Annotated in this window: 19 protein-coding genes; 11 read left to right on the top strand and 8 right to left on the bottom strand. The window is 69.3% G+C overall.

Features of this window, described 5'->3' with window-relative positions:
* Positions 1 to 41: 41 nt before the first annotated feature.
* Positions 42 to 1,025, top strand: coding sequence for a LacI family DNA-binding transcriptional regulator (locus ACFY2X_RS19370; RefSeq protein ID WP_389939844.1), 984 nt, complete (start codon positions 42 to 44; stop codon positions 1,023 to 1,025).
* 312 nt (positions 1,026 to 1,337) lie between these two features.
* Here the strand turns inward: ACFY2X_RS19370 and lexA are convergent, their stop codons facing one another.
* Positions 1,338 to 2,048, bottom strand: coding sequence for a transcriptional repressor LexA (gene lexA / locus ACFY2X_RS19365; protein ID WP_389939843.1), 711 nt, complete (start codon positions 2,046 to 2,048; stop codon positions 1,338 to 1,340).
* 369 nt (positions 2,049 to 2,417) lie between these two features.
* On the opposite strand from lexA, the gene ACFY2X_RS19360 reads away from it, so the two are divergent.
* From ACFY2X_RS19360 to ACFY2X_RS19350, 3 genes are all read left to right on the top strand, one after another.
* The gene (locus tag ACFY2X_RS19360) at positions 2,418 to 2,690 is read left to right on the top strand and encodes a LysM peptidoglycan-binding domain-containing protein (protein WP_389939842.1); all 273 of its coding nucleotides are present in this window, start codon (positions 2,418 to 2,420) and stop codon (positions 2,688 to 2,690) included.
* Positions 2,691 to 2,955: 265 nt separating this feature from the next.
* Entirely contained in the window at positions 2,956 to 3,417 is a 462-nt protein-coding gene (nrdR, locus tag ACFY2X_RS19355; RefSeq protein WP_389939841.1) for a transcriptional regulator NrdR, read from the top strand.
* Positions 3,418 to 3,504: 87 nt separating this feature from the next.
* A complete protein-coding gene (locus tag ACFY2X_RS19350; RefSeq protein ID WP_389939840.1) occupies positions 3,505 to 6,330 on the top strand; it encodes a vitamin B12-dependent ribonucleotide reductase in 2,826 nt (941 codons plus the stop codon).
* 101 nt (positions 6,331 to 6,431) lie between these two features.
* Here the strand turns inward: ACFY2X_RS19350 and ACFY2X_RS19345 are convergent, their stop codons facing one another.
* Positions 6,432 to 6,812 (bottom strand): nuclear transport factor 2 family protein, encoded by a 381-nt coding sequence (locus tag ACFY2X_RS19345; RefSeq protein ID WP_389939839.1) that lies wholly within the window; start codon positions 6,810 to 6,812, stop codon positions 6,432 to 6,434.
* An 88-nt stretch (positions 6,813 to 6,900) separates the two neighbouring features.
* Between ACFY2X_RS19345 and ACFY2X_RS19340 the strand changes: the two genes are divergently transcribed.
* From ACFY2X_RS19340 to ACFY2X_RS19330, 3 genes are all read left to right on the top strand, one after another.
* Positions 6,901 to 7,710 (top strand): helix-turn-helix domain-containing protein, encoded by an 810-nt coding sequence (locus ACFY2X_RS19340; protein ID WP_389939838.1) that lies wholly within the window; start codon positions 6,901 to 6,903, stop codon positions 7,708 to 7,710.
* A 496-nt stretch (positions 7,711 to 8,206) separates the two neighbouring features.
* A complete protein-coding gene (locus tag ACFY2X_RS19335) occupies positions 8,207 to 8,608 on the top strand; it encodes a carboxymuconolactone decarboxylase family protein (RefSeq protein ID WP_389939837.1) in 402 nt (133 codons plus the stop codon).
* Positions 8,609 to 8,848: 240 nt separating this feature from the next.
* Positions 8,849 to 9,316 (top strand): cupin domain-containing protein, encoded by a 468-nt coding sequence (locus ACFY2X_RS19330; RefSeq protein ID WP_389939836.1) that lies wholly within the window; start codon positions 8,849 to 8,851, stop codon positions 9,314 to 9,316.
* A 129-nt stretch (positions 9,317 to 9,445) separates the two neighbouring features.
* On the opposite strand, the gene ACFY2X_RS19325 is transcribed toward ACFY2X_RS19330, so the two are convergent.
* Positions 9,446 to 9,904 carry a hypothetical protein gene (locus tag ACFY2X_RS19325; protein WP_389939835.1) on the bottom strand — a complete coding sequence of 153 codons (459 nt, stop codon included), beginning with the start codon at positions 9,902 to 9,904 and terminating at the stop codon, positions 9,446 to 9,448.
* A gap of 251 nt (positions 9,905 to 10,155) precedes the next feature.
* The gene (locus tag ACFY2X_RS19320) at positions 10,156 to 10,635 is read right to left on the bottom strand and encodes a rhodanese-like domain-containing protein (RefSeq protein WP_389939834.1); all 480 of its coding nucleotides are present in this window, start codon (positions 10,633 to 10,635) and stop codon (positions 10,156 to 10,158) included.
* 104 nt (positions 10,636 to 10,739) lie between these two features.
* Here ACFY2X_RS19320 and ACFY2X_RS19315 point away from each other — a divergent pair, with 104 nt between their 5' ends.
* A complete protein-coding gene (locus tag ACFY2X_RS19315) occupies positions 10,740 to 11,714 on the top strand; it encodes a helix-turn-helix domain-containing protein (protein ID WP_389939833.1) in 975 nt (324 codons plus the stop codon).
* A gap of 80 nt (positions 11,715 to 11,794) precedes the next feature.
* Here ACFY2X_RS19315 and ACFY2X_RS19310 read toward each other — a convergent pair whose 3' ends face one another.
* Positions 11,795 to 12,436, bottom strand: coding sequence for a TetR/AcrR family transcriptional regulator (locus ACFY2X_RS19310; RefSeq protein ID WP_389939832.1), 642 nt, complete (start codon positions 12,434 to 12,436; stop codon positions 11,795 to 11,797).
* 240 nt (positions 12,437 to 12,676) lie between these two features.
* On the opposite strand from ACFY2X_RS19310, the gene ACFY2X_RS19305 reads away from it, so the two are divergent.
* Positions 12,677 to 13,237 (top strand): TetR/AcrR family transcriptional regulator, encoded by a 561-nt coding sequence (locus tag ACFY2X_RS19305; RefSeq protein ID WP_389939831.1) that lies wholly within the window; start codon positions 12,677 to 12,679, stop codon positions 13,235 to 13,237.
* A 75-nt stretch (positions 13,238 to 13,312) separates the two neighbouring features.
* Entirely contained in the window at positions 13,313 to 15,016 is a 1,704-nt protein-coding gene (locus ACFY2X_RS19300; protein ID WP_389939830.1) for an alpha/beta fold hydrolase, read from the top strand.
* On the opposite strand, the gene ACFY2X_RS19295 is transcribed toward ACFY2X_RS19300, so the two are convergent.
* Both ACFY2X_RS19295 and ACFY2X_RS19290 read right to left on the bottom strand, forming a co-directional pair.
* Entirely contained in the window at positions 14,931 to 15,509 is a 579-nt protein-coding gene (locus tag ACFY2X_RS19295; protein WP_389939829.1) for a TetR/AcrR family transcriptional regulator, read from the bottom strand. The genes ACFY2X_RS19300 and ACFY2X_RS19295 overlap by 86 nt on opposite strands.
* A gap of 64 nt (positions 15,510 to 15,573) precedes the next feature.
* On the bottom strand, positions 15,574 to 16,401 hold the full coding sequence (locus ACFY2X_RS19290; RefSeq protein ID WP_389939828.1) for a LysR family transcriptional regulator: 828 nt from the start codon (positions 16,399 to 16,401) through the stop codon (positions 15,574 to 15,576).
* An 82-nt stretch (positions 16,402 to 16,483) separates the two neighbouring features.
* Between ACFY2X_RS19290 and ACFY2X_RS19285 the strand changes: the two genes are divergently transcribed.
* On the top strand, positions 16,484 to 17,812 hold the full coding sequence (locus ACFY2X_RS19285) for an MFS transporter (RefSeq protein ID WP_389939827.1): 1,329 nt from the start codon (positions 16,484 to 16,486) through the stop codon (positions 17,810 to 17,812).
* On the opposite strand, the gene ACFY2X_RS19280 is transcribed toward ACFY2X_RS19285, so the two are convergent.
* The gene (locus tag ACFY2X_RS19280; RefSeq protein WP_389939826.1) at positions 17,776 to 18,477 is read right to left on the bottom strand and encodes a pyridoxamine 5'-phosphate oxidase family protein; all 702 of its coding nucleotides are present in this window, start codon (positions 18,475 to 18,477) and stop codon (positions 17,776 to 17,778) included. The genes ACFY2X_RS19285 and ACFY2X_RS19280 overlap by 37 nt on opposite strands.
* Between the last annotated feature and the right edge of the window lie 43 nt (positions 18,478 to 18,520).

The following is an 18,520-nucleotide window of genomic DNA, read 5'->3' as shown; positions in this document are numbered from 1 at the left end:
AGGGTTTGCCAAAACGTTTTCTCATCTGTGAGGATGCGCGAGTGACCAATCGAGCCGGCATCCGCGACGTCGCCCGCGTGACTGGCCTGTCGATCACGACGGTCTCCCATGCTTTGAGCGGCAAGGGCAGGGTTTCGGAGCGCACCCGGGAGATCGTGCGAGCGGCGGCCGAACGGCTCGGCTACCAGCCTGACCCGATCGCGGCCGGGCTGGCGTCGGGCCGCGTCGGGGTGATCGGCATCCTGGTCGAGCACATCCGCTCGCGCCACTGGGAGCACACCTACCGGCCCTACTACGCCGCCTTCGCCTCGGGCGCGACCATGCTCGCGGTCGAACGCGACCACGCGGTCGTGGTGCTGCCCGCCGACCTCTGGGGCAAGGTCCCCCTCGACGGGGTGATCATCGTGGATCCGGCACACGGCGACCCGTTCATGTCGGAGTGCAGGAAGCGCGGCAAGCCGGTGGTGGCGGACGGCACGCCACTGGATCCGGGGTTCCGCGACGTGCCCGTCATCGAGAGCGACTCCGACGACACCCTCCAGGCGCTGCTCGGCCATCTGCGCGACGCGGGCGCCTCCCGCATCGCGCTGCTGACCGGCACCGAGCCCGACTCCTACACGCTCGACACCGAGAGGGCCTACATCGCCTGGTCGCACGCGCACGGCAACCCCGTGATCATTGAGGCGCTGCAGCCGGGCGAGCCACCGGCCGCCGCCGCCGAGCGGCTGCTGTCCCGGCCCGACCGTCCCGACGCCGTGCACGGTCTCAACGAGACGTACGGCGAAGCGCTGCTGGGCGCGGCGCGCAAGCTCGGCCTCGCCATCCCTGACGACCTGCTGGTCACGATCATGTGCGAGACGGTCGAGGACAAGCACTGGGACGTGCCGCTGACCGTGCTCAGCCTCGAAGCCGAGAGACGTGGGGCGGTGGCCGCCGCCGCGCTCATCGACGTGCTGAGCGGCATCGAGCCCGGCTCCCTCAGGGTGCCCACCCGCCTGGTGATCAGAGAGTCGACGAGCCGCTGACCCGGCCGGCGCATGCTCTGCGGATCTTCATCCTGGATGGTGTTCCCTGGATCTCAAGGGAGCGGGGATGAGGAGAGAGAGTATGCGGGCTTATGGATGAAGTTCGCGATAGTGCCCGGTTCTTGAGTGCGGACTGGCGAGCCGATCGGATCGGGGCGGCGGGAGGATGCCGCCCCAACAGCCGAAACCCCGGGCTCACGGTTGAAACCCGGGGTCTCCACACTCGAAAATCCGCGACGAAGTCTCGCCGTATGGCTGTGGCCTTGTGGGCCGGGCAGGGGCCGGTCTGGATGCCTGCCGGGCGCCGTCTTCTCAGAGCTTGCGCAGAACCGCCACGACCTTGCCCAGGACGGTGGCCTCGTCACCGGGGATCGGGTCGTAGTTCGGGTTGTGCGGAACCAGCCAGACGTGGCCGTCCTTGCGCTTGAAGGTCTTGACGGTGGCCTCGCCGTCGATCATCGCGGCGACCACGTCGCCGTTGTCGGCCACCGGCTGCTGGCGGACGACCACCCAGTCGCCGTCGGCGATGGCGGCGTCGATCATCGAGTCACCGGTCACCTGGAGCAGGAAGAGCGTGCCTTCGCCGACGAGCTGCTTGGGCAGGGCGAAGACGTCTTCGATGCTCTCCTCGGCGAGGATCGGGCCACCGGCGGCGATCCGGCCGACGAGCGGCACGTAGGCCGCGGTCGGACGGCTGACCGGAGCGTCGTCGTCGCGGGAGTCGGGATCCACCCACAGCACCGGCTCGCCGGGCAGCCGCACCTCAAGCGCACGGGGACGATGCGGGTCGCGGCGCAGATAGCCCTTGCGCTGCAACGCCGTCAGCTGGTGCGACACGCTGGAGGTGCTGGTGAGTTGCACCGCCTCGCCGATCTCCCGCATGGACGGCGGGTAGCCGCGCTGCTGCACCGAGTCGCGGATGACCTCAAGGATCTTCCGCTGCCTGGGGGTGAGGCCGAGCGAGTCGCGCCTGCGCACTGCCAGGTCGTTGACGGCTGAGCCGTTCTCGTCATGCTCGCTCATACGATCTCCTTGCCTCCCGGTCTGTATTGCTTGTGTCGCACACAGCGACCGTACCCTCGTTGAAGATCATATTCAAACAATTGTTCGAGTCGTTCTCGAAATCAACGACAGTGTGGTGTACAACATCGTACGGGAGTTCGATCGACATCGTGTTCGATTCGCCGATCTTTCTTCGACATATGTTCGGCCAGGTCGAAGGGGTGGGGGGCCATCATGAAGACGACCACGACGACCACGATCACGAAGGCCGCGACGGCCGCGACCGCGACGGTGCGGCGACCCGGGCGGAGGTCCACTCGGCGGTCCGGGGCAGTGGGAGACGTCCGATACCCTGGTGCGCCGCTCCAGCTCACCAGGAGGGGAAGGATCGTGGTGATATCGGCACTCACCGTGATCACCCTGGGGGTGCTCTGGGTCGGCGCCCGCATCGACGCGGCCTCGGCGATCGAGCGGAGAAGCCATGAGGGCCTGCCCTGGGTCGTGGTCCACCGCGGCGACACGCTGTGGGAGATCGCGGACGCGGTGACGGTGGAGGGCGACCCCGCCCCGACGATCCGCCGGATCATGGACCTCAACGGGTTGCCCGACTCCGTGATCCAGCCCGGAACCCGGCTGTATCTGCCCGACGGTTTCGCGCGTTGAGAGGGGCGCCGGAGGGGCGACACGCCGGTGTGATGCGCTGATCAGCGACTTCGGCTCGCGGGGTCTCTTTAACTTGCGTTCATGGGCCGACCCTCCTACCGTTGGACCACAACATCTAGTGGCTCAACCCAGTGCACTTCACCATAGATTGTGTTTCCATTACCGCATCTCGACCATTCGAGAGGTGGGCGCAAGCGTCCGGACACGGGTGCTGTGGGGTGCATGAGGAAGGTGGGCCGCTCGGCAGGTCAAGGAGGCGACGCGCGTGCACTGTCCGTTCTGTCGTCATCCTGACACGCGAGTCATCGACAGCCGGTCCACCGACGACGGTGGGGCCATCCGCCGCAGGCGCACGTGCCCGGAATGCGGACGCAGGTTCACCACGCAGGAAAACGTGCTGCTCATGGTCAGCAAGCGCAGCGGGGTGACCGAGCCGTTCTTCAGGGACAAGGTGATCGCCGGAGTGCGGCGGGCTTGCCAGGGACGTCCGGTCAGCGAAGACTCTCTGGCCCAGCTGGGCCAGCGGGTGGAGGAGTGCATCCGGGCGACCGGGGCCGCCGAGATCGCGGCCCACGAGGTCGGGCTGGCGATCCTGGGCCCGCTCCGCGAGCTGGACGAAGTGGCCTATCTGCGCTTCGCCTCCGTTTACCGAAGCTTCGAGACCCTGGCCGACTTCGAGGCCGAGATCGAGAAGTTGCGGACGGATCGCTCCACCAAGCAGGACTGAAATTCAAGCCCCGGGCGCCGGGGGACATGGCGGCGCGTTGATGTGGTCCGAGTCGAGGGCTCTGCGGAGTCCCGGAAGGGGGAAGTCATGACGGAGACGGTCGGTGGCACGGCCATGCGTGGGGGGAAGCGGCCGCGTAGGGGGCTGAAGATGAAGCGCATCTTCACCACTCCAGGGGTGCACCCCTATGACGAGGTGGCCTGGGAGCGCCGTGACGTCGTCATGACCAACTGGCGAGACGGCTCGATCAACTTCGAGCAGCGAGGCGTGGAGTTCCCCGAGTCCTGGTCGGTCAACGCCGCCAACATCGTGACCACCAAATACTTCCGCGGCGCGGTGGGCACCCCGCAGCGCGAATGGAGCCTCAAGCAGCTCGTCGACCGCGTGGTGGGCGTCTACACCAAGACGGCGATCGAGCACGGTTACTTCGCCACCGAGGAGGACGCCGAGATCTTCGACCACGAGCTCAAGCACGCTCTGGTCAACCAGGTCTTCAGCTTCAACTCGCCGGTCTGGTTCAACGTGGGCACCGCCTCGCCGCAGCAGGTCAGCGCCTGTTTCATCCTTGCCGTCGACGACACCATGGAGTCGATCCTCGACTGGTACAAGGAAGAGGGTGTGATCTTCAAGGGTGGTTCGGGTTCCGGTGTGAACCTCTCCCGGATCCGCTCGTCGAAGGAACTGCTCTCCAGCGGCGGTACGGCCAGCGGCCCGGTCTCCTTCATGCGCGGTGCGGACGCCTCTGCGGGCACCATCAAGTCCGGCGGCGCCACGCGCCGGGCCGCCAAGATGGTCGTCCTGGACGTGGACCACCCCGACATCGAGGAGTTCATCGAGACCAAGGCGCGTGAGGAAGACAAGATCCGCGCGCTGCGCGACGCCGGGTTCGACATGGACCTGGGCGGCAAGGACATCGTCTCCGTCCAGTACCAGAACGCCAACAACTCCGTGCGCGTCTCCGACGAGTTCATGCGCGCGGTGGAGGCCGGTGGCGAGTTCGGCCTGCGCGCCCGCCTCACCGGCGAGGTCATCGACAAGGTCGACGCCAAAGACCTGTTCCGCAAGATGGCCAAGGCCGCCTGGGAGTGCGCCGACCCCGGTCTCCAGTACGACGACACGATCAACGACTGGCACACCAGCCCGGAGACCGGCCGCATCACCGCGAGCAACCCGTGCTCGGAGTATCTGCACCTGGACAACTCCTCCTGCAACCTGGCCAGCATCAACCTGCTGAAGTTCCTGAAGGACGACGACTCGTTCGACATCGCGAACTTCGTGAAGATCACCGAGCTGATCATCACCGCGATGGACGTCTCCATCACCTTCGCCGACTTCCCGACCCAGAAGATCGACGAGACCACCCGGGCCTACCGCCAGCTCGGCATCGGCTACGCCAACCTCGGCGCGCTGCTCATGGCCACCGGCCACGCCTACGACTCCGAGGGGGGCCGGGCCATCGCCGGCGCCATCACCTCCCTGATGACCGGCGTCTCCTACCGTCGCAGCGCCGAACTGGCCGGGGTCGTCGGGCCGTACGACGGCTACGCCCGCAACGCCGACGCGCACAAGCGTGTCATGCACAAGCACGCGGACGCGGACGGCGGCCTGCGCACGCTGGAGGCGATGGACCGGGCGATCCACGCCGAGGCCTCCAAGCAGTGGGCGGAGTGCCTCAAGCTCGGTGAGAAGAACGGCTACCGCAACGCCCAGGCCTCGCTGCTCGCGCCCACCGGCACCATCGGCCTGATGATGGACTGCGACACCACCGGTATCGAGCCCGACCTCGCCCTGGTCAAGTTCAAGAAGCTCGTCGGCGGCGGCTCCATGCAGATCGTCAACCAGACGATCCCGCGCGCGCTGCGGCAGCTGGGCTACCAGGAAGAGCAGATCGAGGCCATCGTCGAATACATCGCGGCCAACGGCCACGTCGTGGACGCCCCCGGCCTCAAGCCCGAGCACTACGAGGTGTTCGACTGCGCCATGGGCGAGCGGGCGATCGCGCCCATGGGCCACGTGCGCATGATGGCCGCCGTCCAGCCGTTCCTATCCGGCGCCATCTCCAAGACGGTCAACCTGCCCGAGTCCGCGACGATCGAGGACATCGAGCAGGTCTACATGGAGGGCTGGAAGCTCGGCCTGAAGGCCCTGGCCGTCTACCGGGACAACTGCAAGGTCGGCCAGCCGCTCTCCGCCGCCGGTCAGAAGACGGAGGAAAAGCCCGCGCCCGCGGAGCCCGAGGTCCAGGTCGTGGAGATCAGCCGCCCGACTCGCCGCCGGATGCCGAACCAGCGTCCCAGCACCACCACACGCTTCACCGTGGGTGGCGCCAAGGGCTACATGACCGCCTCGTCCTACCCCGACGACGGTCTCGGCGAGGTCTTCCTGAAGATGTCCAAGCAGGGTTCGACCCTCGCGGGCGTCATGGACGCCTTCTCCGTGGCCATCTCCATCGGCCTGCAGTACGGCGTGCCCCTGGAGACCTACGTGAGCAAGTTCGTCAACATGCGCTTCGACCCGGCGGGCATGACCGACGACCCGGACATCCGCATGGCCGCCTCGGTGATGGACTACATCTTCCGCCGCCTGGCCCTGGACCACCTGCCCTACGAGGAGCGGGCCGCCCTCGGCATCTTCTCGGCCTCCGAGCGCGCCGCCCAGCAGCGGGGTGAGGACCCGGCTCCGATCCCCACCGACGAGGTCATCGCCGAGCTGGCCACCTCGGCACCGATCGAGCAGCCCCAGCCCCGCACGGAGCCGGTGGTCGTGGCCGAGCCTCAGCGGGTCGGCTCTCTGGAGTCCCACCAAGGCCGCACGGCCGACGCACCGCTCTGCATGACCTGCGGTACCAAGATGCGTCCCGCCGGTAGCTGCTACGTCTGCGAGGGCTGCGGCTCCACCAGCGGCTGCAGCTGATTCGGAGCGTCGTCAGGCGTGAACGACCTGTTCAGGCGGGGTGCCGGAGAGATCCGGCACCCCGCCGGAGCGTTTAAGGAAGGTACGCGCCGGGCCGGCGCTCAGAACATCCCGTTGGGGACTTCCGCGGGCTCTGGCACAGGCTGGACGACATCCCAGTGCTCGACGATCAGTCCATCCTCCAGCCGCCAGATATCGACGACCGCGGTGCCGCGTTTTTCCTCCGGCGCGGTCATGAGGTAGTGCATGACCACGTACTGTTCGTCGGCAATGGCGCGCTTGAGCTCCAGTCGGGCGCCCGCCACCGGAGCGTGCGCGATGAAATCGACGAACGCGTCTCGGCCGGAGGGGTTGCCCGGGCTGTGTTCGACGAAATCCTCCGCCAGCAGAGTGCGAAGGATTTCGATGTTGCCTCTGGCGAACTCCGCGAAGCCCTCGAGCACGAGCTTCCTGTTGCGTTCCGTCTCAGTGGTTTCTGGCATGCGGATAACGGTGGCGGCGCCGGTATCGCGTCGTCGATTACATCCCTTGTAATGGCGATGGGTGCGAGGTCACGATAGAACCGAGCCCATGTCACAAGATCGGCCTGTTGGTGAACTCCTGCGTGAGTGGCGCCGTCGTCGGCAGCTGAGCCAGCTCGATCTGGCCATCCAGGCGGAGGTCTCCAGCCGCCACGTCAGCTTCGTCGAGACCGGCCGCACGGTTCCCAGCCGTCCGATGGTCCTGCGTCTGGCCGAACACCTGCAAGTTCCGCTGCGCGACCGAAACCGGCTCCTGGTCGCCGCGGGATACGCGCCTGTCTACCAAGAGCGTCCGCTGGACGACCCGGATCTGACAGCGGCGCGCGAAGCCCTTCATCAGATCTTGCGGGGGCATGAGCCGAATCCCGCGCTGGTGGTGGATCGCCGTTGGAACTTGGTACTTGCCAACTCCGCCGCCGATGTGTTCTTGGACGGTGTCGCACCTGCCCTGCTAGAACCGCCGGTCAACATGATGCGGCTGGGCTTGCATCCCGCCGGGTTCGCGTCCCGCCTGCTCAACCTGGGGCAGGTTCGCGGATTCCTGCTGCCACGCCTGGCACGACAGGTGCAACAGACCGGGGATCCGCAGTTGAGCGACCTCTACTCGGAACTCGTCTCCTATGGTGCTCCCGACCAGATGCAGCCGCCGGATCCCGTTGACATCGCGATGCCCATCCGGATCCGGCATCGAGGGGTGGAGTTGAGCTTCATCAATACGATCACGACGTTCGGTGCCGCTTTCGACGTCACGCTCGAAGAGATCGCGATCGAGGCTTACTTCCCCGCTGACGCCCGCACCGCACTCGCATTGCGCAGCGGGGGCCATTCGGTGATGCCGGATACCGCAGTCTCCAAATAAGTGCGCTGCCCCAGTAGGGCAGGCGCCGCGCAGATTGAAGCAGCGGTCAGGACGTTCATGGCGGGGAATCGGCGAAAGGCCGGTTCCCCGCTTCGGTTTTCCGCGAGCGGTTGTCGTGTGAACGTGGTGACTCCTCCGCTTCCTGAAGAGAGCGGCTTCTCGCTTCCCTCGGCTGAGGTAGGCGACGGCCAAGCCCTGACCGTTTCAAGCAAAGAAACCATAACAGGGAAGTGATTCCCCTGCCGGGTAAACCCGGCAGTCCCCTCACTAGACATGATGGCGTCCGGTCCACGGTCTGCCCGGAGTACGGCGGAGCGGTTTCCGGTTTGCGTTGGAGCGCGCTCTAACTCTTACCGTTTGAGCCGTGGCCGGCGCACAGCCGCTACCGGCTCCGGCCGGAACCTCGAGCACCAAGCCCGGCGCATTCGTCGGCGCGGGCCGGTGGCCGTACGCCGAACCACAGGATCGCTCACGATGAGAAGCCACTGGGAGAATCATGACCCGCGAGGAACGATACGAGCACGGCCTGAAGGTGCTGCGGGAGATCGACGGCGAGGCCGGTCAGAGGGTCGTCGACGCGCTCTCCGACGTCTCACCCGAGCTCGGCCACCAGGTCGTCTCCTGGGCGTTCGGCGACATCTACGCCCGCCCCGGCCTGCCGCCCCGGGATCGGCAGCTCGTCACCCTCGGCATGCTCACCGCGCTGGGCGGCTGCGAGCCTCAGCTGGAGGTGCACGTCAACGCCGCGCTCAACGTCGGTCTCACTCCCGCCGAGATCGTCGAAGCCCTGCTGCACTCGGCCGTCTACTGCGGAATGCCGCGGGCGCTCAACGCGACCTTCGTCGCCAAGAAGGTCTTCGCCGAGCGGAACCTGCTGCCCGTCACTCCTGCCACCTGACCGCGAATCTTGGGGTCACCCGCGGCGAAGCCGTCGCTTGCGAGAAGCGCCTTCGTGACGAGACCGCTGCCGGACCTTGGTCACCAGCACCTTCTCGGTGAAAAGGAACGCCGTAACCGGGTGGGTACGCCGGGACGGTGGGGAAGCGCGGCCCTCGCGGTGTTGATCTGGCGGTTTCCTCGCGTAGCGTGGTGAGCGAGATTCGGATCATGGGCGGAGCCGCTCTGCCAGAATGCGGGGATGATCGAGAAAGCGATGCCTGGCCCACGTCCGCTGCTGCGCCGTCCCGAGGAGGGCGAACTGATCGATGTCGCGGGGGTGGAGCACTTCTTCCGGCTGACCGGCGAGCACACCGGCGGGCGCTTCGCGTTCGAGGAGTTCACTTTGGCGGCGGGCGTCATGGGGGCCCGGCCGCACGTGCACGAAGGGCACGACGAATATTTCTACGTCCTGGAAGGCGAGCTGACCCTGCACAACGGGGACGGGGAGGTGACGGTGGGCCCCGGGAACCTGCTGTCCGCGGTGCGCGGGACACCGCACGGGTTCCGCAACGCGAGCGCGGAGACCGTGCGCGCCCTGTGCCTCTACACTCCCTCGGGATACGAGGGGTATTTCCGCGAGGTGCACGCCGCCGTGGCCGCGGGTGCCGAGGTGACCGACGAACTCCTCGCCGAGTTCCGCGCCCGCTACCGCACCACCTCCTACTGACCGGCTGTCCCTTCGCCGCCGGAGGCGCCCGCGGCGTCGCGTTCGCGACCGCGGACGGCCGGGGCGGGTCGAACAGCAGACGGATGACCCGGGCCGAGCGGCCCGGGTCACACCCTCGTAAGAGGCGCGCTAGTCGCAGTTGCCCCAGGTGTTCCGCCCGCCGGTCGCGACTTTCGGGTCATGGCCGCTGGGCTTGATGCTTCCCCAGAACTTCACGCAGAGACCCTTGCCGTAGATCTTCGCCGGACCCGCGTAGTACTTGAAGCTCCCGGAGTCATCCACCGGCTTCGTCTTGGGGCGCTTCACCTGCACCCAAGCCGAGACGTGAGTGGGGAGCCCCACGAAGCTCGTCTTGATGGTGGTCACGCAGTTGTATCCGGTGCTGCTGTTGTAGAGCAGGTAGACATGGCCGTACACGCTGCCGGAGGAGGTCTTGACCGGCTGAACGCCGCCGTCCACCCGGGCGAATCCGGCACCGCAGATGCCTTCGGGGGTGTAGGAGGCCGCTGCGGCGTACGCCGGGTTCGCCATGATTCCACCGGTGGCCAGTGCCGCGGCAAGAATGATCGTCTTTGTGGACTTGAGCACTCACTCGTCCCATCGTCGGTCGCCACCCGCTGATCGAGTGGCGTCGGGCACGATCATTTTGCACCGTTGATCGCTGGAAGATAACCGCTATGTCAGAAATTTCGGTCAGTTTGTACGCGTACTTCCGGTTGTGATCATTCGCGCGCCAACCCTGCCCGAGCGCGTTTCCGGAGCTGGAGCCGGGTGCGGGGCAGATCTCGCCAGGGCGTACGCCTCGGGCCGGGAAATCCGGGAAATCCGAGGGAAACCGGTCAGCAGGAGCAGGAGATGCCGGAGACCGGAGCGGTCAGCGGGTCCACCCCGCCGCGGGAGACGCCGTCGGCGGTCTCCACCGGGAAGCCCTCCCTCGCCCAGTATTCGAAACCGCCGAGCATCTCCTTGACCGGGTAGCCGAGCTTGGCGAACTCCAGGGCGGCGCGGGTGGCGCCGTTGCAGCCGGGACCCCAGCAGTAGGTCACCACGGTCGCACCCGCGGGGATCACCTCGGCGGCGCGGGCGGCGATCTCGGCGGTGGGCAGGTGTACCGCGCCCTCGATGTGGCCCTGCTCCCAGCCGGCCAGGCTGCGCGAGTCGACCACGACGACCCCCGGGGCCCCCGAAGTCAGGTCGGCGGCCACGTCGGCCACATCGGTCTCGAACGCCAGGCGGGCGGCGAAGTGGGCGAGCGCGGCGGCGTTGGCGGCGGCGGGGACCGCGGTGACGGCGGAGCGGACTGCGGTGGTGGCGGGCATCTCGGCGGCCTTTCGATCGTGTGCGGCGGCGATGAGGAAATGGTGCCTGTCCCGGCATGCGGCTCAACAGTGGCGTGAATGCCGCTTATCGCTAAGATCCCGCCATGTCGATTTCGCCGCCGACGCGCCGTACCGTCTCCGTGCTCGCCTTCGACGGAATGACGCCCTTCGAACTGAGCTGTGTCGTGGAGATCTTCGGCATCCCCCGGCCCGAGCTGGACGTGCCCTGGTACGACCTCACGGTCTGCGCCGAGACCCCGGCCGACCTGCGGATCATCGGCGGTTTCACCATGCGGGCCGAGCACGGGCTCGACGTCGTCGCGGAGGCGGACACGGTGATCGTGCCCGGGGTCCCGGACGTGCGCGACGCGATGTCGCCGGACCTCCTCGCGGCGCTGAGAACGGCGCACTCCCGGGGGGCGAGGATCGTCTCGATCTGTTCGGGGGCGTTCGCACTGGCCGCCGCCGGGCTGCTGGACGGCCGCCGGGCGACCACCCACTGGAAGTACGCCGAACTGCTGCAGCGCAGGTTCCCGCGGGTCCTGGTGGATCCCGACGTGCTCTACGTGGACGGCGACGACGTGCTGACCAGCGCGGGCAGCGCGGCCGGGCTGGATCTGCTGGTCCATCTGGTCCGCAAGGACCACGGGCCGACCGTGGCCAACTCGGTCGCGCGCAGGCTCGTCATCCCTCCCCACAGGGAGGGGGGCCAGGCCCAGTTCATCCAGGCGGCGGTCACGCCGGTGGAGGACGACGACGCGGTGGCCACCGCGATGGCCTGGGCGCTGGACCACCTGGCCGAGCCGATCACGGTCGCCGAGCTGGCCAGGGTCGCTCACATGTCGCAGCGCACCTTCATCAGGCACTTCGGCCGCCAGACCGGGACCAGCCCGCTGCGCTGGGTGATCTCTCAGCGGGTCGCGGCCAGCCTGCCGCTGCTGGAGTCCACCGCCGCTCCCGTCGAGGAGATCGCGGTCGCGGTGGGCTTCGACAGCCCGGTGACCTTCCGCCACCACTTCACCAGGACGATGCGCACCTCGCCCTCGGCCTACCGCAGGGCCTTCCGCGCGTCCGCCTGAGAGCGGGGCGGCTTCCTCGCCGCCCGCCCCGGTTCCGCCCGCGCGGCACGTCCGGCCCGGCACTCCGGGAACGGGTCACCTCAGTGGACGGTCCAGCGCCGGTTGACCTCCTCGACGCCGGGGGGCGGGCCGGGCAGGGGGGAGGCCGAGGCCAGGTGCATGGCGTCGAGCATCAGGGCCAGGTATCGGTGCCTCATCTGGGAGGTCCGGGTCTCGTCGCCGAGCTGGATGGCGGCCAGCTGCTCGAAGACCATCGTCATGTCGGCGACTTCCAGGCCGGGGCGGAGGGCGCCGGCCTCCTCGGCGCGCCGGAAGATCTGGGTGGAGAGTTCGCCCGCGTAGACGGCGTCCCTGTGGAGGCCCTCGTCAGGAGTGAAGGTGCCGGCCAGGTTGAGTGTCAGGGAGTGGGTGTCGGCGTCCACGATGCGGCGCATGAAGCCGGTGAACGCGCTCCACGGGTCGCCTTCGTCGGCCAGGGCCGCCTCGGCTTCGGCGATGTAGATCTTCAGGCCGTCCGAGCAGAGCTTGCGGAGCAGGTCTTCCTTGCTGGCGTAGCGGCGGTAGAGCGCGCTGATGCCCACTCCGGCGCGTTCGGCGACGGCCGAGATCGGGGCGCCGGGGTCGGCGACGAAGACCGCGCGCGCGGCTTCGAGGATCACCTGGTCGTTACGGGCGGCCTGGGCTTTCCGGCCGCTCATGGGTGCCGTGGTCGTTGTCTCCATGCCATCAATATAGCTCATGGAACAAACTATTCCGTTCTGAAAACGAATTTCAGAAGGACAGGTTGTCGCGTTTCCCGGGGCTCGCCGGTTCCTGGATGCATGACAGAGAACATCCTTGTCATCGGCGGTCGTGGCCGGCCAGGTCGTCACGCTCGCTTTCGGCGTGGTGATTTCCCCTGGTTCTGCTGTTTCTCACCAGAGGGCTTGCCAATAATAAGAAGACCGGTCTACTTTTTAGTCATGGGACGGAAAGGTGAGGAGACCCGCGGCCGGTTGCTGGACGCGACGCAGGATCTGATCGAGGGCGGCGGCTACTTCGGGGCCGGGCTGAACCAGGTGGTCGCGGCGAGCGGGGCGCCACGCGGTTCGCTCTACTTCCACTTCCCCGGTGGCAAGGACCAGTTGGTCGGGGAGTCCGTACGGCGGGCCGGTCACGAGATCGGCCTTCTCGTGCGGGACCTGGCCGAGACCGCGCCCGACACCGCGAGCCTGATCCAGGGCGTGCTGACGCTGCTCGGCGACCGGCTGGAGGCGTCCGGGTGGCGCCGGGGCTGCCCGGTGGCCACGGTCGCGCTGGAGATGGCGGCCGTCAACGACGCGCTGCAGGAGGTTTGCTCGGAGGTCTACGGCTCCTGGGAGGACATGTTGCGCGAGCGGCTGGCCGCCGACGGGCACGCGGAGGCCGGCGACGTGGCGGTCACCGTCCTCGCCCTGATCGAGGGGGCGCTGCTGCTGGCGCGGGCCCACCGCAGCCGGGAGCCGCTCGACCGGGTGGCCCGCCGGATCCTGGCGCTGCTCTGACGGGGCCCGCTCCGGCGGGCCTCGGCCTTCGCATGCCCATAAAATATGTAGACCGATCTATTATGAGGTGATCGTGTGACCCCCGACTCCATCGTCTTCGGCGCGGCGGGATTCATCGGGCGTTCCCTGGTCGCGGAGCTGCTCCGCCAGGGGCGCCGCGTGGCCGCCGCCGTACGCGGTCCGGGAGACCGGCTCACGTCCTGGCTCGCCGGGCAGCAGGTGGACACGGCGGGGCTGACCGTCGTCACCGCCGACATCACCGTGCCCGGCCTCGGCCTCGAAGGCCTGGACGGGGTGCGCGACGTCTACAACGCCGCGGCCCGCTTCGCCTTCGGGCTCGGCGTCGAGGAGGCGCGGAGGGTCAACGTGACCGGGGCGCTCAACGTGGCGGACTGGGCCGCCACCCGGCCCGGCCTGCGCCGCCTGGTCCACATCAGCGGCTACCGCGTCAGCGGCGGCTCCGCGGACTACCGTCACGGCGCCTACGAGGCGTCCAAAAGGGAGGCCGACGCGGCCGTGCGGGCCCGGGCCCGCGAGCTGGGCGTCCCGCTGACGATCGCCAACCCCAGCACCGTGATCGGCCCCGACCAGTTCATCGGCCTGGCATCACTGGTGCGGGACCTCTGGCAGGGGCGGCTTCCCGCCCTGCCGGGCGGGCCGGATGTCTTCCTGCCCGTCGTGGACGGCGACTACTTCGCCCGCTTCATGGCCGCCCTGCCCGAGCACGAGGAGACGGAGGGCAAGGCCTACTGGGTCCTCGACGACGAGACGCCCAACCTGCCGGACCTGGTCGGGCTGCTCGCCGGGCACATGGGTGTGCCCGCGCCCCGCTGGACGATCCCGGTCCCGGTGGTACGGCGCCTGCCTCGCGCGATCACCGGGGCCGACGCCGAGACGCTGTCGTTCATGTCCGGCGACCGCTACGACACCGCCCCGGCCCTGGCGTTCGCGGAGCGGGCCGGGCTGAGCATGCCCCCGGTCGGGGAAACGCTCAGGCGGTGGGCCGACGGGCTGGTCGGCGCCCGGTTCGGCGAAGGGGTCCCGCCGCGCGGGCCGTACGGGTTCACGGATGTGGCGGGAAGCAGGACCTGGGTGACGGGTGAGCGGGAGAACCCCGAGTACGTGCTGCTGCACGGGCTGCCGCTGGACGCGGACTCGTGGGCGGCCGTGAGCGAGCGGCTGGACGCCCCGGTCCTGGCCGCCGACCTGCCGGGCCTGGGCCGTTCCGCGCCCGCCCGCTCGCTCGGCGACTGGACGTCGGCCCTGCTGGAACCGGTCGGGACACGGCCGGTGCTGGTCGGCCACTCCTTCGGCTGCGGGCCCGTCCTGCGGTACGCGCACTCCCATCCCGGCCGGGTGGCGGCCGTCGTCCTGGTCGCGCCGGCATTCCTGCAGAAGCCCTCCGGCTGGTTCCCCCGCTCAAGGATGGCCGTTCCGGCGCTGCGCCGGATGCCGAGAGCCCGCCTGGGGGAGAGCCTCGGCATTCCTGCGGGCGCGGTCGCGGAGCTGCGCCGCCCCGGGGCCGCGCGCCGGGTGGTCGAGGCGATGCGCGCGGCCTACGCCGCGCGGGACGAGCTGCGCCGGCTGCTCGACCGGATCGAGGTGCCGGTGACGATCGTCACGGGGGCGGCCGATCCGCTGGTCGTGGACAGGCCCGTCACCCTGATCCGGGGTGCCGGGCACTATCCCCAGATCACGCACCCTGAGGAACTGGCCGGGCTCCTGCGAGCAGCCGGTGGGCGAGCTCGCCCAGAGCCGTCGCGATCCGCTCGGGGCTGAGGCCCCGCTCGGTCCGCTGGTGGGTGTAGACCTCGGGGGCCAGGGGGGCGAGCGCGATCTCGACCAGCGCGTCGGGGTCGGGCACCTCGGCGGCGACCAGCAGCGAGCGCACGTGCACCCGCCAGAAGCCGTAGGCGCCGGTGGCGAACCGCGGTCGCCCTGTCTCGGCGCCCAGCACCAGGTGGGCGTGGGACTCCAGCAGTTCCACCATCGCCGCGTAGAACGCGGCCAGCCGCTCGGCGGGGGGCGCCCCCGGGCCCAGGGGCGCCTGGCCGCCGATCAGTTTCTGCTGCAGTGCCTTCTCGTGCTCGTCGAGCATCGCGATCGCGATCGCGGCCCGGTCGGGATAGCGGCGGTACAACGTGCCGCGCCCCACCCCGGCCGCCCGGGCGATGTCGTCCATGGTGACGTTCGGCGCGCCCTTGGCCGCGAACAGTTCCCCCGCGGCCTCCAGGATGCGCGCCCGATTGCGCGCGGCGTCTGCTCTCTCCATGTCCTCAGGGTATATGTGGACACGCTGTCCGTTAGAGGTTCGTTAGAGCGGATCGCCCGGAGGTTCACGAGCTCATCGCGTAGAGCACGTCGCGCAGCCCCTCCTCCCGCCCGCCGAGCCAGACCACGCGCAGGGCCAGGCTGGGGACCTGGGGTTCCATCGGGACCAGGGTGCCTGCCGCCAGGTCGTCGGCGATCGCGAAGTCGGGCAGCACGGCCCTGCCCAGCCCCTGCTTGGCCCACTCCCTGACGGCGACGATGCTGGACAGCTCCCGGCGCTCGCCGCCGGGACCGAACACCCGGTCGGTGGCCATCCGGATCGAGCAGAGGGGCCCGGTCACCAGCAGGGTGCCGGCCTGCCCGGCCGGGGCCGCGACCAGCGCCAGCCGTACCTCTCCCACGTCGAGGAAGTCCAGCTCGGGCGGTGGCGCGAAACCGAGGGCGCCGACCTGCACGCCGGAGTCGAGCAGCAGCCCGGCGTCGAGGGTGCCCTGGGCGACCCCGTCGAGTATCAGGTGCCGGGGGAGCGCGGTGACGTCGAGGTCGATGTCGGGACGGCGCTCGGCCAGGCGTTGCGTGATGCCGGGCAGGCGGGTGGCGACCAGCATCTCCAGAGCGCCCACCCTGACCTTCCGCCGCTGCCCGGTGACGGCCAGGCGCACCGCCTCGGCGTGGTCGAGCAGCCCGCGGGCCTCGGCGAGCAGGATCCGTCCCGGCTCGGTGAGCCGCATGCCCTGCGGGGTGCGCTCGAAGAGCGTGACGCCGAGGGACTTCTCCAGCCTGCGGATCTGTTCCGACGCCGACGCCGGCGCAAGGCCCAGCAGGTGCGCCGCCCCGGTGATCGTGCCTGCCCCGGCGACCGCGACGAATCCCCGTAACTGCCGCAAATCCATGCGGCGAGCATACGGTTTTCCCGAACGCCCCGTACGGCTGCGGCTGTTGAGGTGGGATGCCCGGTTCCGCAGAGTAACCCGCATGTCCGTGACAGCATCCTCCCGGCGGCTCACCGGGATCTCCCTTGCCTACTTCCTCGTCCTCCTCGACACCACCGTCCTCACGATCGCCCTGCCTGACCTGCGTGCCTCCCTGGGCGGATCGTTCGCCGGGCAGCAATGGGCCGTCAACGGGTACACGATCGCGTTCGCCGCGTCGCTTCTGACCGGCGGGGCGGTCTCCGACCGGTACGGCGCGGCCCGGGTGTTCCGGCTGGGCGTCGCCGGGTTCGTGGTGACCTCCCTGGTGTGCGCTTTCGCGCCGAACCTGGAGATCCTCGTCGCCCTGCGGGCGCTGCTGGGCCTCGCGGGCGCGCTCTGCCTGGGCGGCTCTCTCGGGCTGATCGCCCAGCTCTACCCCGACCCCGCGCGGCGGGCGCGGGCCATGGGAGTGTGGGCGGGGCTCACCGGCACCGCGCTCGCGGCGGGCCCGCTCCTCGGCGGCCTGCTCGTGGAGTCGTACGGCTGGCGCGCCGTCTTCCTCGTCAACCCGCCGCTCGCCGCCCTGAGCCTCCTCAGCGTCCGGGGCCTGGTCTCCGCCGCGGGATCGCGCCGGATCGGCTGGCGGACACAGATCATGGCCTGCGCCTTCCTCGCCCTGCTGGCTGCGGCGATCACCGACGCCTCCGCCGCCGTGGCCGTGCTCGCCCTCGTGACGCTCGCCGTACTGATCATGCTGGAGCGGCGCGGCCCCGCGCCCACCCTGCCGAACGGCCTGCTCCGCGCCTCCTGGCCCGGTCTGCTCACCGGAGGAGTAGTGAACTTCGCCTTCTCCGGCGCGCTCTTCGTGATCACCATCCTCCTCCAGGGGGAGCGGAACCTCACACCGATGGAGGCGGGGCTGGCGTTCCTGCCGCTGACCGTCCCGATGACCTTCAACGCGCTTCTCACCGGCCGTGTCGTCGCCCGGTACGGCCCCAGGCCGTCCGTCCTCGCCGGCCTTGTCCTGCTGACCGGGGGCCTGCTCGCGGCCCCCTCGATCCCCGGCATGATCATGATTGGCTTCGGTCTGTCGTGCTGCCTCCCCGCCCTGGTCGCCGACGTCGTCGCAACGGCCCCCGCGGGTACGGCGGGCACGGCGGGCGGCCTGCTCAACGCGGCCCGTCAGGTGGGCGCGATCCTCGGCGTGGCGGTGATGGGCGTCATCGCCCACGGCATGGCCGGCGGCACCTCACGCGCCCTGACGCTCGCCGCGATCCTCACCGGCCTCGTCCTCGCCGGGCTCGTCCTGACGGCGTGGCGTCACGCGCGGCGGACCGGCCGCCGCGCCGCGGCTCAGGACAGCCGTGTGCCCGCGCGCTCGCCGATGTGATCGGGCAGCGCGACGCCCTCCGGCAGCAAGGGGTCGGGGACCGGAGCCAGCCAGGTGGTGGCCAGCGGCAGCACGCCCGCCCAGAGGCCCAGCTCGGCGTCCGGCCCGTCCCCGTCGTCGGGCGGACCCGCGCTCACCTTGACCGACGCCTCCGCCAGGGAGATCGCCAGAATGGTCGTCGCGGCCAGCTCCTTGCGGCTGGGCTGCCGGGCGTAGTCCCACTGGCCCGGGGCGGCGTGCTCGGTCAGGATCCGAAGAGCCTCCAGCTTCTGCTCGCCTTGCAGCGTCCGGGGCACGCCGTACACCATGGCGGAGCGGTAGTTGACCCCGTGTTCGAACACCGATCTGGCCAGAACCAGACCGTCCACGTGGGTGACCGTCACGCAGACCGTGTCCGCGACCACGTCGTCCCCGGCTCGCGGCAGGACCCGCCCCGTGCTCTCCGGTCCGGTCAGGCTCCGGCTGGCCACCGAACCGTGGACGTAGAGGTGGTCGGCGTCGAAGCCGTAAACCGTGGGCACCACCATCGGCACGCCGTCGGCGATCACACCGAGGTGGCAGACGAACCCGGCGTTCAGCACCTCGTAAAGAGCGGTCCTGTCGGTCCGGCCCTTCTCCCTGAAACGGCGGTGCCGGGTGCGCTCCGTCACGGACAACTCATTCATCGAAACTCCTTGAGCAAGATCCAGCCTCATGAGGGCTGTAACG

Source organism: Streptosporangium sp. NPDC000396 (genome assembly GCF_042898655.1).
Lineage (GTDB): Bacteria > Actinomycetota > Actinomycetes > Streptosporangiales > Streptosporangiaceae > Streptosporangium.
Note: the sequence above shows the minus strand (reverse complement) of the source record. Positions and strands in the feature narration are given on the sequence as shown.

Bases quoted from the DNA above. Each gene is read 5' to 3' on its own strand.
- ACFY2X_RS19335 (WP_389939837.1), top strand. From the start codon at position 8,207: ATGACCCGCGAGGAACGATACGAGCACGGCCTGAAGGTGCTGCGGGAG.
- ACFY2X_RS19315 (WP_389939833.1), top strand. From the start codon at position 10,740: ATGTCGATTTCGCCGCCGACGCGCCGTACCGTCTCCGTGCTCGCCTTC.
- ACFY2X_RS19330 (WP_389939836.1), top strand. From the start codon at position 8,849: ATGATCGAGAAAGCGATGCCTGGCCCACGTCCGCTGCTGCGCCGTCCC.
- ACFY2X_RS19305 (WP_389939831.1), top strand. From the start codon at position 12,677: ATGGGACGGAAAGGTGAGGAGACCCGCGGCCGGTTGCTGGACGCGACG.
- ACFY2X_RS19340 (WP_389939838.1), top strand. From the start codon at position 6,901: ATGTCACAAGATCGGCCTGTTGGTGAACTCCTGCGTGAGTGGCGCCGT.
- ACFY2X_RS19310 (WP_389939832.1), bottom strand. From the start codon at position 12,436: ATGGAGACAACGACCACGGCACCCATGAGCGGCCGGAAAGCCCAGGCC.
- lexA (WP_389939843.1), bottom strand. From the start codon at position 2,048: ATGAGCGAGCATGACGAGAACGGCTCAGCCGTCAACGACCTGGCAGTG.
- ACFY2X_RS19280 (WP_389939826.1), bottom strand. From the start codon at position 18,477: ATGAATGAGTTGTCCGTGACGGAGCGCACCCGGCACCGCCGTTTCAGG.
- ACFY2X_RS19285 (WP_389939827.1), top strand. From the start codon at position 16,484: ATGTCCGTGACAGCATCCTCCCGGCGGCTCACCGGGATCTCCCTTGCC.
- ACFY2X_RS19290 (WP_389939828.1), bottom strand. From the start codon at position 16,401: ATGGATTTGCGGCAGTTACGGGGATTCGTCGCGGTCGCCGGGGCAGGC.
- ACFY2X_RS19320 (WP_389939834.1), bottom strand. From the start codon at position 10,635: ATGCCCGCCACCACCGCAGTCCGCTCCGCCGTCACCGCGGTCCCCGCC.
- ACFY2X_RS19345 (WP_389939839.1), bottom strand. From the start codon at position 6,812: ATGCCAGAAACCACTGAGACGGAACGCAACAGGAAGCTCGTGCTCGAG.
- ACFY2X_RS19350 (WP_389939840.1), top strand. From the start codon at position 3,505: ATGACGGAGACGGTCGGTGGCACGGCCATGCGTGGGGGGAAGCGGCCG.
- ACFY2X_RS19295 (WP_389939829.1), bottom strand. From the start codon at position 15,509: ATGGAGAGAGCAGACGCCGCGCGCAATCGGGCGCGCATCCTGGAGGCC.